General features: G+C 67.5%; 12 protein-coding genes. 8 read left to right on the top strand and 4 right to left on the bottom strand.

Features of this window, described 5'->3' with window-relative positions:
- Positions 1 to 33: 33 nt before the first annotated feature.
- From RQG82_RS18880 to RQG82_RS18865, 4 genes are read right to left on the bottom strand one after another with little or no spacing between them, the layout of a single operon-like run.
- Complete coding sequence (locus tag RQG82_RS18880) at positions 34 to 801, bottom strand: ABC transporter ATP-binding protein (RefSeq protein ID WP_311260331.1); 768 nt, start codon at positions 799 to 801, stop codon at positions 34 to 36.
- The gene (locus RQG82_RS18875) at positions 798 to 1763 is read right to left on the bottom strand and encodes an ABC transporter ATP-binding protein (protein ID WP_311260334.1); all 966 of its coding nucleotides are present in this window, start codon (positions 1761 to 1763) and stop codon (positions 798 to 800) included. The genes RQG82_RS18880 and RQG82_RS18875 overlap by 4 nt, the downstream gene beginning before the upstream one ends.
- Before the next feature lie 46 nt (positions 1764 to 1809).
- Positions 1810 to 2787 carry a branched-chain amino acid ABC transporter permease gene (locus RQG82_RS18870; RefSeq protein ID WP_311260330.1) on the bottom strand — a complete coding sequence of 326 codons (978 nt, stop codon included), beginning with the start codon at positions 2785 to 2787 and terminating at the stop codon, positions 1810 to 1812.
- 5 nt (positions 2788 to 2792) lie between these two features.
- Positions 2793 to 4109 (bottom strand): branched-chain amino acid ABC transporter permease, encoded by a 1317-nt coding sequence (locus RQG82_RS18865; RefSeq protein WP_311260329.1) that lies wholly within the window; start codon positions 4107 to 4109, stop codon positions 2793 to 2795.
- Between the two features lie 298 nt (positions 4110 to 4407).
- Between RQG82_RS18865 and guaB the strand changes: the two genes are divergently transcribed.
- The 8 genes from guaB to RQG82_RS18825 all read left to right on the top strand — a co-directional run bounded on the left by guaB (position 4408) and on the right by RQG82_RS18825 (position 12603).
- Positions 4408 to 5910 (top strand): IMP dehydrogenase, encoded by a 1503-nt coding sequence (guaB, locus tag RQG82_RS18860; protein WP_056375811.1) that lies wholly within the window; start codon positions 4408 to 4410, stop codon positions 5908 to 5910.
- A gap of 195 nt (positions 5911 to 6105) precedes the next feature.
- On the top strand, positions 6106 to 7149 hold the full coding sequence (locus RQG82_RS18855) for a response regulator (RefSeq protein ID WP_311260328.1): 1044 nt from the start codon (positions 6106 to 6108) through the stop codon (positions 7147 to 7149).
- Positions 7149 to 8138 carry an ATP-grasp domain-containing protein gene (locus RQG82_RS18850; protein WP_311260327.1) on the top strand — a complete coding sequence of 330 codons (990 nt, stop codon included), beginning with the start codon at positions 7149 to 7151 and terminating at the stop codon, positions 8136 to 8138. The genes RQG82_RS18855 and RQG82_RS18850 overlap by 1 nt, the downstream gene beginning before the upstream one ends.
- Positions 8135 to 8848, top strand: coding sequence for a PHP domain-containing protein (locus RQG82_RS18845; protein ID WP_311260326.1), 714 nt, complete (start codon positions 8135 to 8137; stop codon positions 8846 to 8848). Before RQG82_RS18850 ends, RQG82_RS18845 begins: the two co-directional genes overlap by 4 nt.
- Positions 8833 to 10335, top strand: coding sequence for a glycosyltransferase (locus RQG82_RS18840; protein WP_311260325.1), 1503 nt, complete (start codon positions 8833 to 8835; stop codon positions 10333 to 10335). The genes RQG82_RS18845 and RQG82_RS18840 overlap by 16 nt, the downstream gene beginning before the upstream one ends.
- On the top strand, positions 10332 to 10475 hold the full coding sequence (locus tag RQG82_RS18835; protein ID WP_311260324.1) for a hypothetical protein: 144 nt from the start codon (positions 10332 to 10334) through the stop codon (positions 10473 to 10475). Before RQG82_RS18840 ends, RQG82_RS18835 begins: the two co-directional genes overlap by 4 nt.
- On the top strand, positions 10472 to 10819 hold the full coding sequence (locus RQG82_RS18830; RefSeq protein ID WP_311260323.1) for a response regulator: 348 nt from the start codon (positions 10472 to 10474) through the stop codon (positions 10817 to 10819). The genes RQG82_RS18835 and RQG82_RS18830 overlap by 4 nt, the downstream gene beginning before the upstream one ends.
- A complete protein-coding gene (locus RQG82_RS18825; RefSeq protein ID WP_311260322.1) occupies positions 10816 to 12603 on the top strand; it encodes a PAS domain-containing sensor histidine kinase in 1788 nt (595 codons plus the stop codon). The genes RQG82_RS18830 and RQG82_RS18825 overlap by 4 nt, the downstream gene beginning before the upstream one ends.
- Positions 12604 to 12613 lie beyond the last annotated feature (10 nt).

The raw sequence follows: 12613 nt of genomic DNA, 5'->3' as shown, positions 1-12613 counted from the left end.
CGCCCCCCCCCCCTTCTCCGTGTGTCTGCCGCGTCAGGCGGCGTCGGTGCCGAGCGTGCCGAGGTAGAGGCCGATGACCTTCGGATCGTTCAGCAGGTCGCGCCCTGTGCCCTCGTATGCGTCCTTGCCCTGGTCGAGCACGTAGCCGCGGTCGCAGATCTGCAGGCAGCGACGAGCGTTCTGCTCGACCATGATCGTGGTCACGCCCGCCTTGTTGATGTCGGAGACGCGGATGAAGGCATCGTCCTGGCGCACGGGGGAGAGGCCGGCCGAGGGCTCGTCGAGCAGCAGCACCGACGGGTCCATCATGAGCGCCCGCGACATCGCCACCATCTGGCGCTCGCCGCCCGAGAGCGAACCCGCGCGCTGCTTGAGGCGCTTGCCGAGCTCGGCGAAGATGCCGGTGACGAACTCGAGGCGCTCTGCGTAGATCTTGGGGTTCTGGTAGAGCCCCATCTGCAGGTTCTCCTCGATCGAGAGCGAGGGGAAGACGTTGTTCGTCTGCGGCACGAAAGCGACGCCGCGTTTGACGAGCTTGTCTGCCTTCAAGCCGACGATGCTCTCTCCGTTCAGGGTGACGTCGCCGCCGCGGACGTTGACCATGCCGAAGATCGCCTTCAGCAGGGTCGACTTGCCGGCGCCGTTGGGGCCGATGATGCCGATCAGCTCTCCCTGTCGTGCGACCAGGTTCGCGCCGTTGAGGATGTTCACTCCGGGCAGGTAGCCCGCGTGCACGTCCTTCAGCTCGACGACGATGTCGTCGGGTGTCGGCGACGACGCTGCGGGGGTGGCGGCGCTCATGCGTTGCCCTTCTGGTCGGGGTCGAGAGTGCTGGTCGCTTCGAGCTCCGCCTCGGCTTCTGCTTCGATCTGCTCTCGGAGCTTGGCTGCTGCGGCGTTCTCGATCACGGGGATGCGACCGGTGACGGCACCGAGATCGAGATCCTGATGCGCGCCGAGGTAGGCGTCGACCACGGCGGGGTCTTCCATGACCTCGTCAGGCGGCCCCTCGGCGACGATGCGCCCCTCTGCCATGACCACGACCCAGTCGGCGATGTGGCGGACCATGTGCATGTCGTGCTCGACGAACAGCACGGTCATGCCGAGACCCTTGAGATCGAGGATGTGGTCGAGGAGCGACTGTGTGAGGGCCGGGTTGACGCCGGCCATCGGCTCGTCGAGCATCACCAGGGTCGGGTCGCTCATGAGCGCGCGGGCCATCTCGAGCAGCTTGCGCTGCCCGCCCGAGAGCGATGCGGCGAAGTCCTTCTCCTTGGCGTCGAGCTTGAAGCGGGCGAGCAGCTCGCGCGCCTTCACCTCGATCTCCTGGTCCTGCTTGCGCCACAGGAACGGGAAGAGGCTCGACCAGAAACCCTCGCCGCGCTGCCCCGGAGCCCCGAGCTTCATGTTCTCGAGCACCGTGAGCAGCGACAGCGACTTGGTCAGCTGGAACGTGCGCACCTGCCCCATGCGCGCCACCTTGAACGAGGGGACGCCCGAGAGGCTCACCCCGTCGAACGACCAGGTGCCGCTGTTGGGCTTGTCGAATCCGCACAGCAGGTTGAACAGCGTCGTCTTGCCGGCGCCGTTCGGGCCGATCAGCGCCGTGATCGCGCCGCGCGGGATCTCGACGTGATCGACGTCGACGGCGGTCAGGCCGCCGAAGCGTCGCTGCACGGCGTCTGCCACGAGGATCGGATCGACCTTCGGCACTCCGGGAGCCGCAGGGCCCTTCGCGAGACCGGTGGTCTTCGGACGTCGGATGCTCCCGGTGGCGGGCGCCGTCTCGGCGCTCTCGTCGGGGGTCAGTTCATTTGACAAAGGTCATCTCCCTCTTGTCTCCGAGGATCCCCTGAGGACGGAAGATCACGAGCAGCATCAGTGCGACACCGACGAAGATGAACACCAGGGTCGAGGCCTGGCTGTCGGACATCGGCAGGATTCCCGCCTTGGCCATGGACGGCAGCAGGTTCGCCATGAACGCGAACACGACCCAGAAGAGGATCGCGCCGAGCGTCGGGCCGAACACCGTGGCTGCTCCACCGAGCAGCAGAGCGGTCCACAGGAAGAACGTGAGCGAGGTCGTGTAGCTGCCGGGGACCACGGCCGAGGGGAGGACGAACACGATCCCTCCGGCTGCGCCGATCACACCACCGACCACGAGCGCCTGCATCTTGTAGGCGAAGACGTTCTTTCCGAGCGAGCGCACGGCGTCCTCGTCTTCACGGATGCCCTTGAGTACACGCCCCCACGGGCTGCGCATGAGCGACCAGACCAGAAGGATCGCGACGAGCAGGACGATGAGTCCGAACACGCGGTTCCACAGGTCGTTCGCGCTGTAGGTCCACGGCCCGAACCCGTAGGTTCCCGGGGGGAAGGGATTGGAGTCGCGGAACCCGCCGTTGAACTGCGCGAGACCGTCGGCCGAGTTGGTGTACTCGTCGAAGATCTGGGTGGTGAAGAGCAGGCGCACGATCTCACCGGCCGCGATCGTCGCGATGGCGAGGTAGTCGGCTCGCAGCCGCAGCGTCGGGATGCCGAGGAGCACTGCGAACAGCGCGCCGCCGAGCAGGCCGATGAGCATGCCGATCCACCAGGGGAGACCGAAGGTCAGCACGGAGATGGCGTAGCCGTACCCGCCGATGGCCATGAAGGCGGCCATGCCGAAGTTGAGGAGTCCCGCGTATCCGAAGTGCACGGCCAGACCGGTCGCCGCCAGCGCGTACGCCAGGGTGACGGGGCTGAACAGATAAGCGGCCGTGTTCGAGAAGATGCTTCCGAAGTCCATGGCGATCAGCCCAACCTTTCCCTGCGTCCCAGCAGACCCTGCGGTCTGACGAGGAGGATCACGATGAGCACGACCAGGGCGCTCGCATACTTCAGATCCGAGGGGATCCAGAGGGTGGAGACCTCGACCGCGATGCCCACGATGAGCGAGCCGACGAGCGCGCCGAACGCGGTGCCCAGGCCGCCGAGGGTGATGGCGGCGAAGATGAGCAGCAGCATCTGCATGCCCATGTCCCACTTCACACCGGGGCGGAAGTACGCCCAGAGGATGCCGGAGATCGCCGCGAGGGTGCCGGACAGGATCCAGACGTAGCGGACGACCTTGTCGACGTCGATGCCCGACGCGGCGGCGAGCTGCGGGTTGTCGGAGATGGCCCTGGTGGCCTTGCCGATGCGGGTGCGTGTCAGGAAGAACGCGACTCCGACGATCACGACGATGCTGACGACGATCCCGATCAGGTCGATGTACGACAGCGAGATCGGCCCGAACCGGAACGGCTCGGGGCTGGCACCGGGCAGCTGGCGGGTGCCGCCGCCGATCATGTACTGGAAGGCGTAGCGCAGAGCGAGCGACAGGCCGATGCTGACGATCATCAGCTGCACGACCCCGAGCCCTCGTCTGCGCAGCGGACGCCAGATGCCGGCATCCAACGCCCAGCCGAAGAGACCGCCGCCGATCACTGCCGCGATGATCCCGAGCCACAGCGGCAGATGCCAGAAGCTCGTCGTCACGAGGGCGACGAGGCCGCCCCAGGTGACCATCTCGGCGTGCGCGAAGTTCGACAACCGGGTGGTGCCGTAGATGAGTGCGGCGCCCATGGAGGCGAGCGCGAGCAGCAGGCCGAAGTTCAGGCCGCCCACGAGACGCGAGAGGAGCTGATCGATGAAGGACGTCGTCATCCTCTCGCCCTCACCGAGGAAGAGGTTGAGGATCTTGGTGCCGGTCAGACCGAACTCGACCTCGAACGACGCCGTCGTGCCGGCGATCGGCTGCGTGCCCTCCGGAAGCTGCGCCGCGTCGACGATCACACCGTCAGGGAGTGTCTCCTCGTCGACGGTGAGCGTGTAGGTGTCCTTCTCGGGAACGTACAGGCGCCACTTGCCCTCGGCGTCCGTCTCGGTCTCGCCCTCGAAGCCGCCGCCCTCGATCGTCATGACGACGCCTTCGACGGGGTCGTCATCGAACGTGATGACACCGGCGAAGTAGAACTCGGTGATCTCCTGGCCGTCGTCCGTCTCTTCGGCGGAGGCCGCTGCAGGAGGCTGCAACCACAGGAAAGCGATGGCGAGGAGCGACGCCAGCAGGATGATGACCCACCGCATTCCGCTTCGATTCGCCGAGATCGTCGGACGCACAGAACCTCCAGCCCAGTACACAGGCCATGACGGAGTTGTGCATCGGCCCTGATGTACGACGGTATGAGCGTAATGTGTCGGCTCTGTTTCAACCAAGGCACGATCTGCTCACAGTGAGAACGATCCCATCACGAAGTTGCGAATATGGCCCCTCTCGGCGCGTCGTGCTGCGCAGGACGCCTGGAGGCACGGGAATTTCCTCAGCCTCCCGACGCTTAGAATTGGTACACCCTCACCCCAGATCGCGCCCGCAGGAGGACAATCCATGGACCAGCACGACCCCTTCGGCTTCGTCGGACTCACGTACGACGACGTGCTGCTCCTCCCGGGGCACACCGACGTCATCCCCAGCGAGGCCGACACCTCGTCGCGGATCACTCGCCGGATCTCGGTCGCGACACCGCTGCTGTCCAGCGCGATGGACACCGTCACCGAGTCTCGGATGGCCATCGCGATGGCCCGAGAGGGCGGCATCGGCATCCTGCACCGCAACCTCTCGATCGCCGACCAGGCCGCGCACGTCGACCGCGTCAAGCGCAGCGAATCGGGCATGATCACCGATCCGATCACGACATCGCCGGATGCGACCGTCGAAGAGGTCGACGCGCTCTGCGCCAAGTACCGCATCTCGGGTCTTCCGGTCGTCGACCCCGACGGACGCCTCGTGGGCATCATCACCAACCGCGACATGCGCTTCGTCTCGGGCTTCGAGCGTCAGACCACCTTCGTGAAGGACGTCATGACGTCGGAGGGCCTCGTCACCGCACCGGTGGGCGTGGCCGCAGGCGAGGTCATCGCGCTCTTCGCACACCACCGCGTCGAGAAGCTGCCGCTCATCGACGACGACGGCAGGCTCGCGGGCCTCATCACCATCAAGGACTTCGACAAGAGCGAGAAGTACCCGCTGGCCACGAAGGACGACCAGGGTCGCCTGCGCGTCGGCGCGGCCATCGGCTTCTTCGGAGACGCCTGGGAGCGCGCGGAGGCCCTGCGCGACGCCGGTGTCGACGTGCTCGTGGTCGACACGGCCAACGGCCAGTCCCAGGGCGTGATCGACCTCGTCAAGCGGCTCAAGGCCGACGAGAGCTTCGCGCACATCGACGTGATCGGCGGCAACGTCGCGACGCGCGAGGGCGCTCAGGCGCTCGTCGACGCGGGCGTCGACGCCGTCAAGGTCGGCGTGGGACCCGGTTCGATCTGCACCACGCGCGTCGTCGCGGGTGTCGGCGTGCCCCAGGTCACCGCCGTGTACGAGGCATCGCTCGCGGCACGCCCCGCCGGTGTCCCCGTGATCGCCGACGGCGGACTGCAGTACTCGGGCGACATCGCCAAGGCCCTCGTCGCCGGTGCTGACGCCGTGATGCTGGGCTCGCTGCTCGCCGGTACCGACGAGTCGCCGGGCGAGATCGTGTTCCAGTCGGGCAAGCAGTTCAAGCAGTACCGCGGCATGGGCTCGCTCGGAGCCATGCAGACCCGCGGCAAGCAGACCTCGTACTCGAAGGACCGCTACTTCCAGGCCGACGTGCCGAGCGACGACAAGCTCATCCCCGAGGGCATCGAGGGTCAGGTGCCGTATCGCGGTCCGGTCGGCGCCGTCGCCTACCAGCTCGTCGGCGGACTGCGCCAGTCGATGTTCTACGTCGGTGCTCGCACCATCGAGGAGCTCAAGCAGCGAGGCAAGTTCGTGCGCATCACCGCGGCAGGGCTCAAGGAGTCGCACCCGCACGACGTGCAGATCGTGGTCGAGGCGCCGAACTACAAGCGCTGAGACAGAGACAGACAGAGGGCCGGATGCCACAGCATCCGGCCCTCTGTCGTGCTGCGCGGTCGTTGCGGTCTATTGATATGCCAGTATTTAGAGACACCCGCTCGACTTCCCCTCGAGCTCTCCGCGCGAAGGGCGCAGGGAGTGACATGCCGGACGCTGATCGGCAGGGGACTTCCCCAATGAGAGCCGCAGAATATGCCCCAGGATGCTCCCCGCGTCCTCGTCGTCGATGACGACCCTGACGTCGCCCTGCTCGTGAAGACCGTGCTCGAGAGGCGGGCCGGCTGCGAAGTCTCGGTCGCGCATGACGGCCACTCCGCCGTCGAGCGCCTCGAGACCTTCACCCCCGATGTGGTCGTCACGGACATCGAGATGCCCGGTCTCGACGGCCTCGAGCTGCTGGCAGAGCTGCGTCGCAACGATCCGCTGCTGCCCGTCATCGTGATGACCGCGCACGTCTCGGTCGAGTATGCGGTGTCGGCCCTGCGCGCGCAGGCCGACGAGTTCCTCACGAAGCCCCTCGACAACGTCAAGCTCGTCGAGGCCGTCCTGCGCCTCGCGACCGAGGGCCGCGCGCGGCGTGAGGCCGGCCGCACCAGGGAGGTCGTGCTCGCCATCGGCGCGCACCCCGACGATGTCGAGATCGGCGTCGGCGGGATCCTCGCCGCGCACGCCCAGGCCGGCGACACGATCACCGTCCTCACCCTCTCGCGCGGTGCTCGCGGCGGAGACGCCGACAGCAGGCAGCACGAGTCGCTCGCGTCGGCCGAGATCCTCGGCGCACGGTTGTTCGTCAAGGACCTCGTGGACACCGAGATCTCCGGCGGCGGCGCCACGGTGCGGTTGATCGAGGAGGTCGTCCAGGAAGTGCAGCCGACCATCGTCTACACCCACTCATCGAACGACCGCCACCAGGATCACCGCGCCGTGAGCGAGGCGACGATCGCCGCGACCCGCAGAGTCGGTACGGTCGCGTGCTACCAGAGCCCCTCGGCCACCATCGACTTCCGTCCGACGCGGTTCGTGCGGATCGATCAGTACATGGCGCAGAAGCTGCGACTGCTCGAGTGCTTCGGCTCGCAGACGGCGACGCGCGACTACCTCGAGCCCGACTTCGTGACGGCCACCGCCCGATACTGGTCGCGGTTCGGCGGCGGAGCTGCCGTGGAGCCACTCGAGGTCGTGCGCGAGACCGCCGAGTTCATCGGCGCCCACGAGCTCACCCGACGGGAGAGCTGATGGCCTCGCGCGTACTGGTGACGGGAGCCGGGGGACCTGCCGGAGTGGCCGTGATCCGCTCGCTCCTGGGCCGATCCGACCTCGAGGTCTTCGCGGCCGACATGGACGGCTGGGCCAGCGGGATCTACCTCGTCCCGCCGACGCATCGCCGCCTCGTGCCCCCGGGGCGCGACGACGACTTCGTCTCGACGATCGCCCGCATGGTCGAGGAGGATCGGCTCGATCTCGTGATCTCCACGGTCGATGTCGAGCTCGCGGCCCTCGCCGGCCGCCGCGACGAGCTGGCCCCGGCGGTGCTTGCCGCACCTTCGCAGGACACGCTCTCCGTGGCGCTCGACAAGCTGCTGCTCGCCGAGCGCTGCGAGGCGACGGGGCTCACCCCACGCACCGTGCTCGCGGGTCCCGACGCACTGGCCGTCGACTGGGAGTTCCCCGCCTTCGCCAAGCCTCGCCAGGGCGCAGGCAGTCGTGGCGTGCGACTCGTGCCCGATCGGGCGGCGCTCGAAGCGCTGCCCGAGGACGAGGGCCTCATCGTGCAGGACTTCCTCCCCGGCGAGGAGTACTCGGTCGATGTGATCTCAGACGCCTCGGGCTCAGTGGTGGCGGCCGTGCCGCGGACCCGGGCCAGGGTCGACTCCGGTGTCGCGATCGCCGGACGCACGGTGCACGATGAGGAGCTCGAGAGCGCTGCATCGTCGATCGCACGTGCGATCGGTCTCGTGGGGGTCGCCAACGTGCAACTCCGGCGCGACCGTGCAGGCCGCGCCGTGCTCCTCGAGGTGAATCCGCGGTTCCCCGGTGCTCTTCCGCTCACGATCGCCGCGGGGGTCGACATCCCCTCGCTCGTGGCCGACCTGTTCCTCGGCCGCGAGATCCCGTCGAAGATCGCCTTCCGTGAGGTCGCCTCGGTGCGGTTCCTCGAAGACGTGATCCTCGAGGTCGACGAGGTCCTCGTCTCGGCACACGCGGGGCATCAGGAGGAGCTGTGACTGACGCGCTGCTTCGAGGCGATCACCATGTGCACTCGACGTTCTCGGACGACGCGGTCTCGACTCTCGCCGAGAACGTCGCGGCAGCCTCGGCGGCGGGGCTCACGACCGTGCGCCTGGTCGACCATGTGCGCCGGTCGACGCCGTGGGTGCCCGACTATCTCGCCGCGGTGCGCGCGCTGCAGGTGCCGGACGGTCTCACCGTGCTGACCGGTGTCGAGGCGAAGATCCTCGATGCCTCGGGTGATCTCGATATCCCCGAGCTGCCCGCCGGGATCGACCGCATCCTGATCGCCGACCATCAGTTCCCCGGCGTCGACGGACCGCTCGGCCCGAGCGCCGTCCGAGAGCGGATCGAGGGCGGCTGGGCGCCGGATGACGCGCTCGATCAGCTGGTGTCCGCGCTGATCTCGGCCATGCGCCGCCATCCGGGAAACCAGTTGGCGCACTGCTTCTCGATCCTGCCGAAGATCGGTCTCTCCGAGAGCGACCTCGGTGCCGATCGCGTCTCGGCCTGGGCCAAGACGGCGGCCGAGACCGACACGATCGTCGAGGTGAATGAGAAGTGGGGGTGCCCCGGCATCCCGCTTCTCGACGCACTGCGCGCCGCCGGCGCCGAGATCGTCGCGTCGACCGACAGCCATGTGGCCTCCGACGTCGGACGCTACTCGCGGGTGGTCGAGATCCTCGACGGATGGAGGTCTCGCTGATGCCCGAGCTGAACTGGGTCGAGACCCTCGTCGTCGTGTTCCTCCTGCTCTGCGTGCTGGTGGGAACGCTGCCGGTCATCAACACGGCCCTGCAGTTCCTCACCCTGCCCCTGCACGCTTTCCGCAACCACTACGGCAAGGCGGCCCCGTACCACCCCCGCATCGCCGTGCTGATCCCCGCGTGGAACGAGGGGCTCGTGCTGGGGCAGGCGATCGAACGCCTCACGCAGCTCGAGTATCCGGCCGACCGTGTGCGCATCTTCGTCATCGACGACGCATCGACCGATGACACCCCCGAGGTGGTCGCGGCGAAGGCTGCCGCGTTCCCCGGCCGCGTCGTGCACCTGCGCCGCGACAAGGGTGGCCAGGGCAAGGCGCACACGCTCAATCACGGACTCGACATCGTGCTCGCGGACGAGTGGACAGAAGCGGTCCTGATCATGGACGCCGACGTGATCTTCGCCCGGGATTCGCTGCGCAAGATGAGCCGGCACCTGGCCGACGAGAAGGTCGGGGCCGTCACGGCCTACATCGCCGAGGGCAGTCGCGACCGCAACTACCTCACCCGGTTCATCGCGATCGAGTACGTCATCGGACAGCTCTCGGCCCGTCGCACCCAGAACGTCGGGGGAGCGATCGCGTGCCTGGCCGGGGGAGCGCAGCTGCACTCGCGGGCGAACCTCGAAGCCATCGGCGGTCGGATTCCGACCGGCACGCTCGCCGAAGACACGATGACGACCTTCGAGGGCCAGCTGGCCGGTCGTCGGATGGTGTTCGAGCCCCGCGCGGTCGTCCTCGCCGAGGAGCCCCGCACCATCGACAGCCTCTGGAAGCAGCGCCTGCGGTGGGCCAGAGGCAACGTGCAGCTGACCTCGATCTACCGCCATCTGTGGTTCCGACCCAGCCGGGTGCACAACCTGGGCAGCTTCGCGTTCGGGCTCGCGTGGTTCACCATCCTGCTGCTGCCGGCGTTCATGATCCTCGCCGCGACTGCGCTGCTCGTGCTGCTCGTCCTGCACAGCGACATCGCCGAGTTCGTCTTCCGCATCATGTGGATCTCCGCAGCCTGCATCTATCTGTTCTCGATGCTCTTCGCGGTGCAGCTCGACGGGCGGATCGGCCGCCAATCCTGGCGCGAGGCGCTGATGTTCCCCGGACTCGGGGCTCTCATCCTGATGGCGATCGCACTGTTCCCCTGGCTGTTCGAGGCGGGTCTGAGCGACCTCGGACTCACTCTCACCGATGAGAACAGGTTCATCTGGGCGGTGGTCTTCTACCTCTGGGGGCCGATCTCGATGCTCGGAGTCTGGCTAGCCCGTGCCGTCGAGCCACTGCCCGCGGGGCGCTTCTTCGCCGGCCTCCTGCTCTACATCTGCGGGTACGGTTCGCTTCTCTGCGCCATCACCGTGGACTCGTACATCAAGGAGTGGCGCCACGCCGACGCCGCATGGATCAAGACAGAGAAGATCGGACGGGTCGACTCATGACCGAAGCACCTTCGAGAAGCGCTGAGGAGGAGGAGATCGCCGCCGATGCCCGTCGCGAGAAGCTTCTGATCCCGCAGGCGCTCCTCGCCCTGGGCATCGTCGTCGTCGTCGTGATCGTGCGAGAGCTGTTCCTGCGATGACCGGGCGGCCGCTGGCCCTCGTGGTCGAGGACAGCGCAGATCAGACGGCGCTGCTGCAGCGCTACCTCGACCGTGAGGGCTTCGACGTGTTCGCTGCGGTGGATGCCGAATCGGCAATCGCCGCGTTCGCGACGATTGCTCCCGCCGTCGCCGTGGTCGACCTGCTGCTCCCCGGCATCAGAGGCGCGGAGTTGGCGCGTCTCATCAGGGTCCGTTTCCCGGACTGCTTCCTCATCGTGAGCTCGGTGCTCGACGTCGCCGACTACCCCGACGCCGACGCCGCGCTCCCCAAGCCGATCATCGGTGCGGATCTGCGAGCGCTCCTGCGAGATGTGACACGATGACGCCGACGACGACCATCGTGCAGCAGACGATGGAACGCAGCTGGCGTCGGTACTTCGACAACCCGACGCCGCTGATGAAGCAGGGGCCGACGGCGATCGCGGTCGCGGTCGCGGCTGTGCTCATGTGGACGGTTCCGGGGATCCCCGTGACCGACACGGCTTTCGCGGTCTTCGGTCTCGTCACCATCGCCGCAGTGACGGCACTCGCCGCCGTGCTCTCGGCTCGTGGGGTGTACGAGGGCTGGGTCGTGATGCTCATCCCGATGATCGACATCGTCGCGTTGGGCGCCATCAGGACCGGCACCGGCGGGCCGGCATCGCTCTTCTCGTCTTTCGTCCTCCTTCCGGTGATCTGGATCGCGGCCGCACCGGGACGCAGGCAGGTTGTCATCGTGGCGGTCCTCTCGTCGATCGCGCTCGTGATGCCGAACCTCATCGATCCGCCCGACGACCCGGCCGACTGGCTGCGCGGTGTGATCGGTCCATTGGTCTTCGCGACGGTGGGGGCCATCGTCAACGAGCTGTCGCGCCAGCAGCGTCTTCGCACGACCCAGGCCGAGGCCCACGTCGGCGAGCGCACCGCCGCGCTCGCCGCCAACCAGATGATTCTCGAGCAGCTGAAGTCGAGCGAGCAGCAGTACCGCGCGCTCTCCGAGTCGTTCGCGAGCCTGTGGAACTCGATCACCGGGCAGGCGGTCATCGCCACCGACAACTGCGGCGTGATCACTGCATGGAATCCGGGTGCTGTGCGGCTGCTCGGCATGGCGGTGCCTGATGCGCTCGCCGCGGTGCAGGTCGACCGTTTCTTCCCGTCGCAGGCGCTCGCGCAGTTCGCGACGAACTCGACGGAGGGCGCTGACGACGGTCTCCACCCCGGCATGCGTGCGCTGTTCGACGACGCCGACGCCGGGCTGCCGGTGGATTCGCACATCGAGGTGGCGAGAGTGGGCGGGTCGACGGTTCCCGCTCGTGTCACTGTCTCCCCGTATCAGGACTCCGACGGTTCGCGGCACGGCTACCTGCTGGTGATCACCGATGAGACGCGTGCGGTCGAGGTCGCCCGCATGAAGGACGAGTTCGTCGGGATGATCTCGCACGAGCTGCGGACCCCGCTGAGCGCGATCATCGGATTCCTCGACCTTCTGCAGAACGATCCGGCCCAGCCCCTCACGACCGAACAGCAGGAGTTCGTCGACATCATCGAGCGCAACGCGCAGCGCCTGCTGAATCTCGTCGGCGACCTGCTGTTCACCGCCCAGGTCGAATCCGGTCGATTCCCGCTCGAACGCCGAGAGGCCGACGTCGCCGAGCTGGTGCGCAATGCCGTCGCGTCTTCAGGTCCGCACGCGCAGCGGGAAGGCATCGAGATCGTGGCCGAGATCCCGTCGAGTCCGGTGCTGATGACCGTGGATTCGGGTCGCATCGGCCAGGCCCTCGACAATCTGCTGTCGAACGCGATCAAGTTCACCGCGGCGGGAGGGCGGGTGACCGCGAGCGTGCGTCAGGTCGACGGAGCCGTCGAGCTCGCCGTCCGAGACACCGGCGTGGGGATCCCCGAAGACGAGCAGGGCATGTTGTTCACCCGGTTCTTCCGCGCATCGACCGCGACCCGCAACGCTGTGCCCGGCGTCGGTCTGGGGCTCACGATCACGCGGGCGATCGTGCTCGCCCACGGCGGCACGATGGATGTGACGAGCAGGGAGGGCGTCGGCACCGAGTTCCGGATGCTTCTGCCGGCATCACCCCGCACCGAGGCGATCCAGGTGGTCGGCCGTCGCAGCTGACCGGCCGCCG

The sequence above is a fragment of the Microbacterium sp. WCS2018Hpa-9 genome, assembly GCF_031843745.1.
Classification (GTDB): domain Bacteria; phylum Actinomycetota; class Actinomycetes; order Actinomycetales; family Microbacteriaceae; genus Microbacterium.
Note: the sequence above shows the minus strand (reverse complement) of the source record. Positions and strands in the feature narration are given on the sequence as shown.

What these genes read in the sequence shown, in the direction of transcription:
- RQG82_RS18835 (WP_311260324.1), top strand. Translation starts at nt 10,332, where the DNA reads ATGACCGAAGCACCTTCGAGAAGCGCTGAGGAGGAGGAGATCGCCGCC.
- RQG82_RS18825 (WP_311260322.1), top strand. Translation starts at nt 10,816, where the DNA reads ATGACGCCGACGACGACCATCGTGCAGCAGACGATGGAACGCAGCTGG.
- guaB (WP_056375811.1), top strand. Translation starts at nt 4,408, where the DNA reads ATGGACCAGCACGACCCCTTCGGCTTCGTCGGACTCACGTACGACGAC.
- RQG82_RS18870 (WP_311260330.1), bottom strand. Translation starts at nt 2,787, where the DNA reads ATGGACTTCGGAAGCATCTTCTCGAACACGGCCGCTTATCTGTTCAGC.
- RQG82_RS18865 (WP_311260329.1), bottom strand. Translation starts at nt 4,109, where the DNA reads ATGCGGTGGGTCATCATCCTGCTGGCGTCGCTCCTCGCCATCGCTTTC.
- RQG82_RS18855 (WP_311260328.1), top strand. Translation starts at nt 6,106, where the DNA reads ATGCCCCAGGATGCTCCCCGCGTCCTCGTCGTCGATGACGACCCTGAC.
- RQG82_RS18830 (WP_311260323.1), top strand. Translation starts at nt 10,472, where the DNA reads ATGACCGGGCGGCCGCTGGCCCTCGTGGTCGAGGACAGCGCAGATCAG.
- RQG82_RS18850 (WP_311260327.1), top strand. Translation starts at nt 7,149, where the DNA reads ATGGCCTCGCGCGTACTGGTGACGGGAGCCGGGGGACCTGCCGGAGTG.
- RQG82_RS18840 (WP_311260325.1), top strand. Translation starts at nt 8,833, where the DNA reads ATGGAGGTCTCGCTGATGCCCGAGCTGAACTGGGTCGAGACCCTCGTC.
- RQG82_RS18880 (WP_311260331.1), bottom strand. Translation starts at nt 801, where the DNA reads ATGAGCGCCGCCACCCCCGCAGCGTCGTCGCCGACACCCGACGACATC.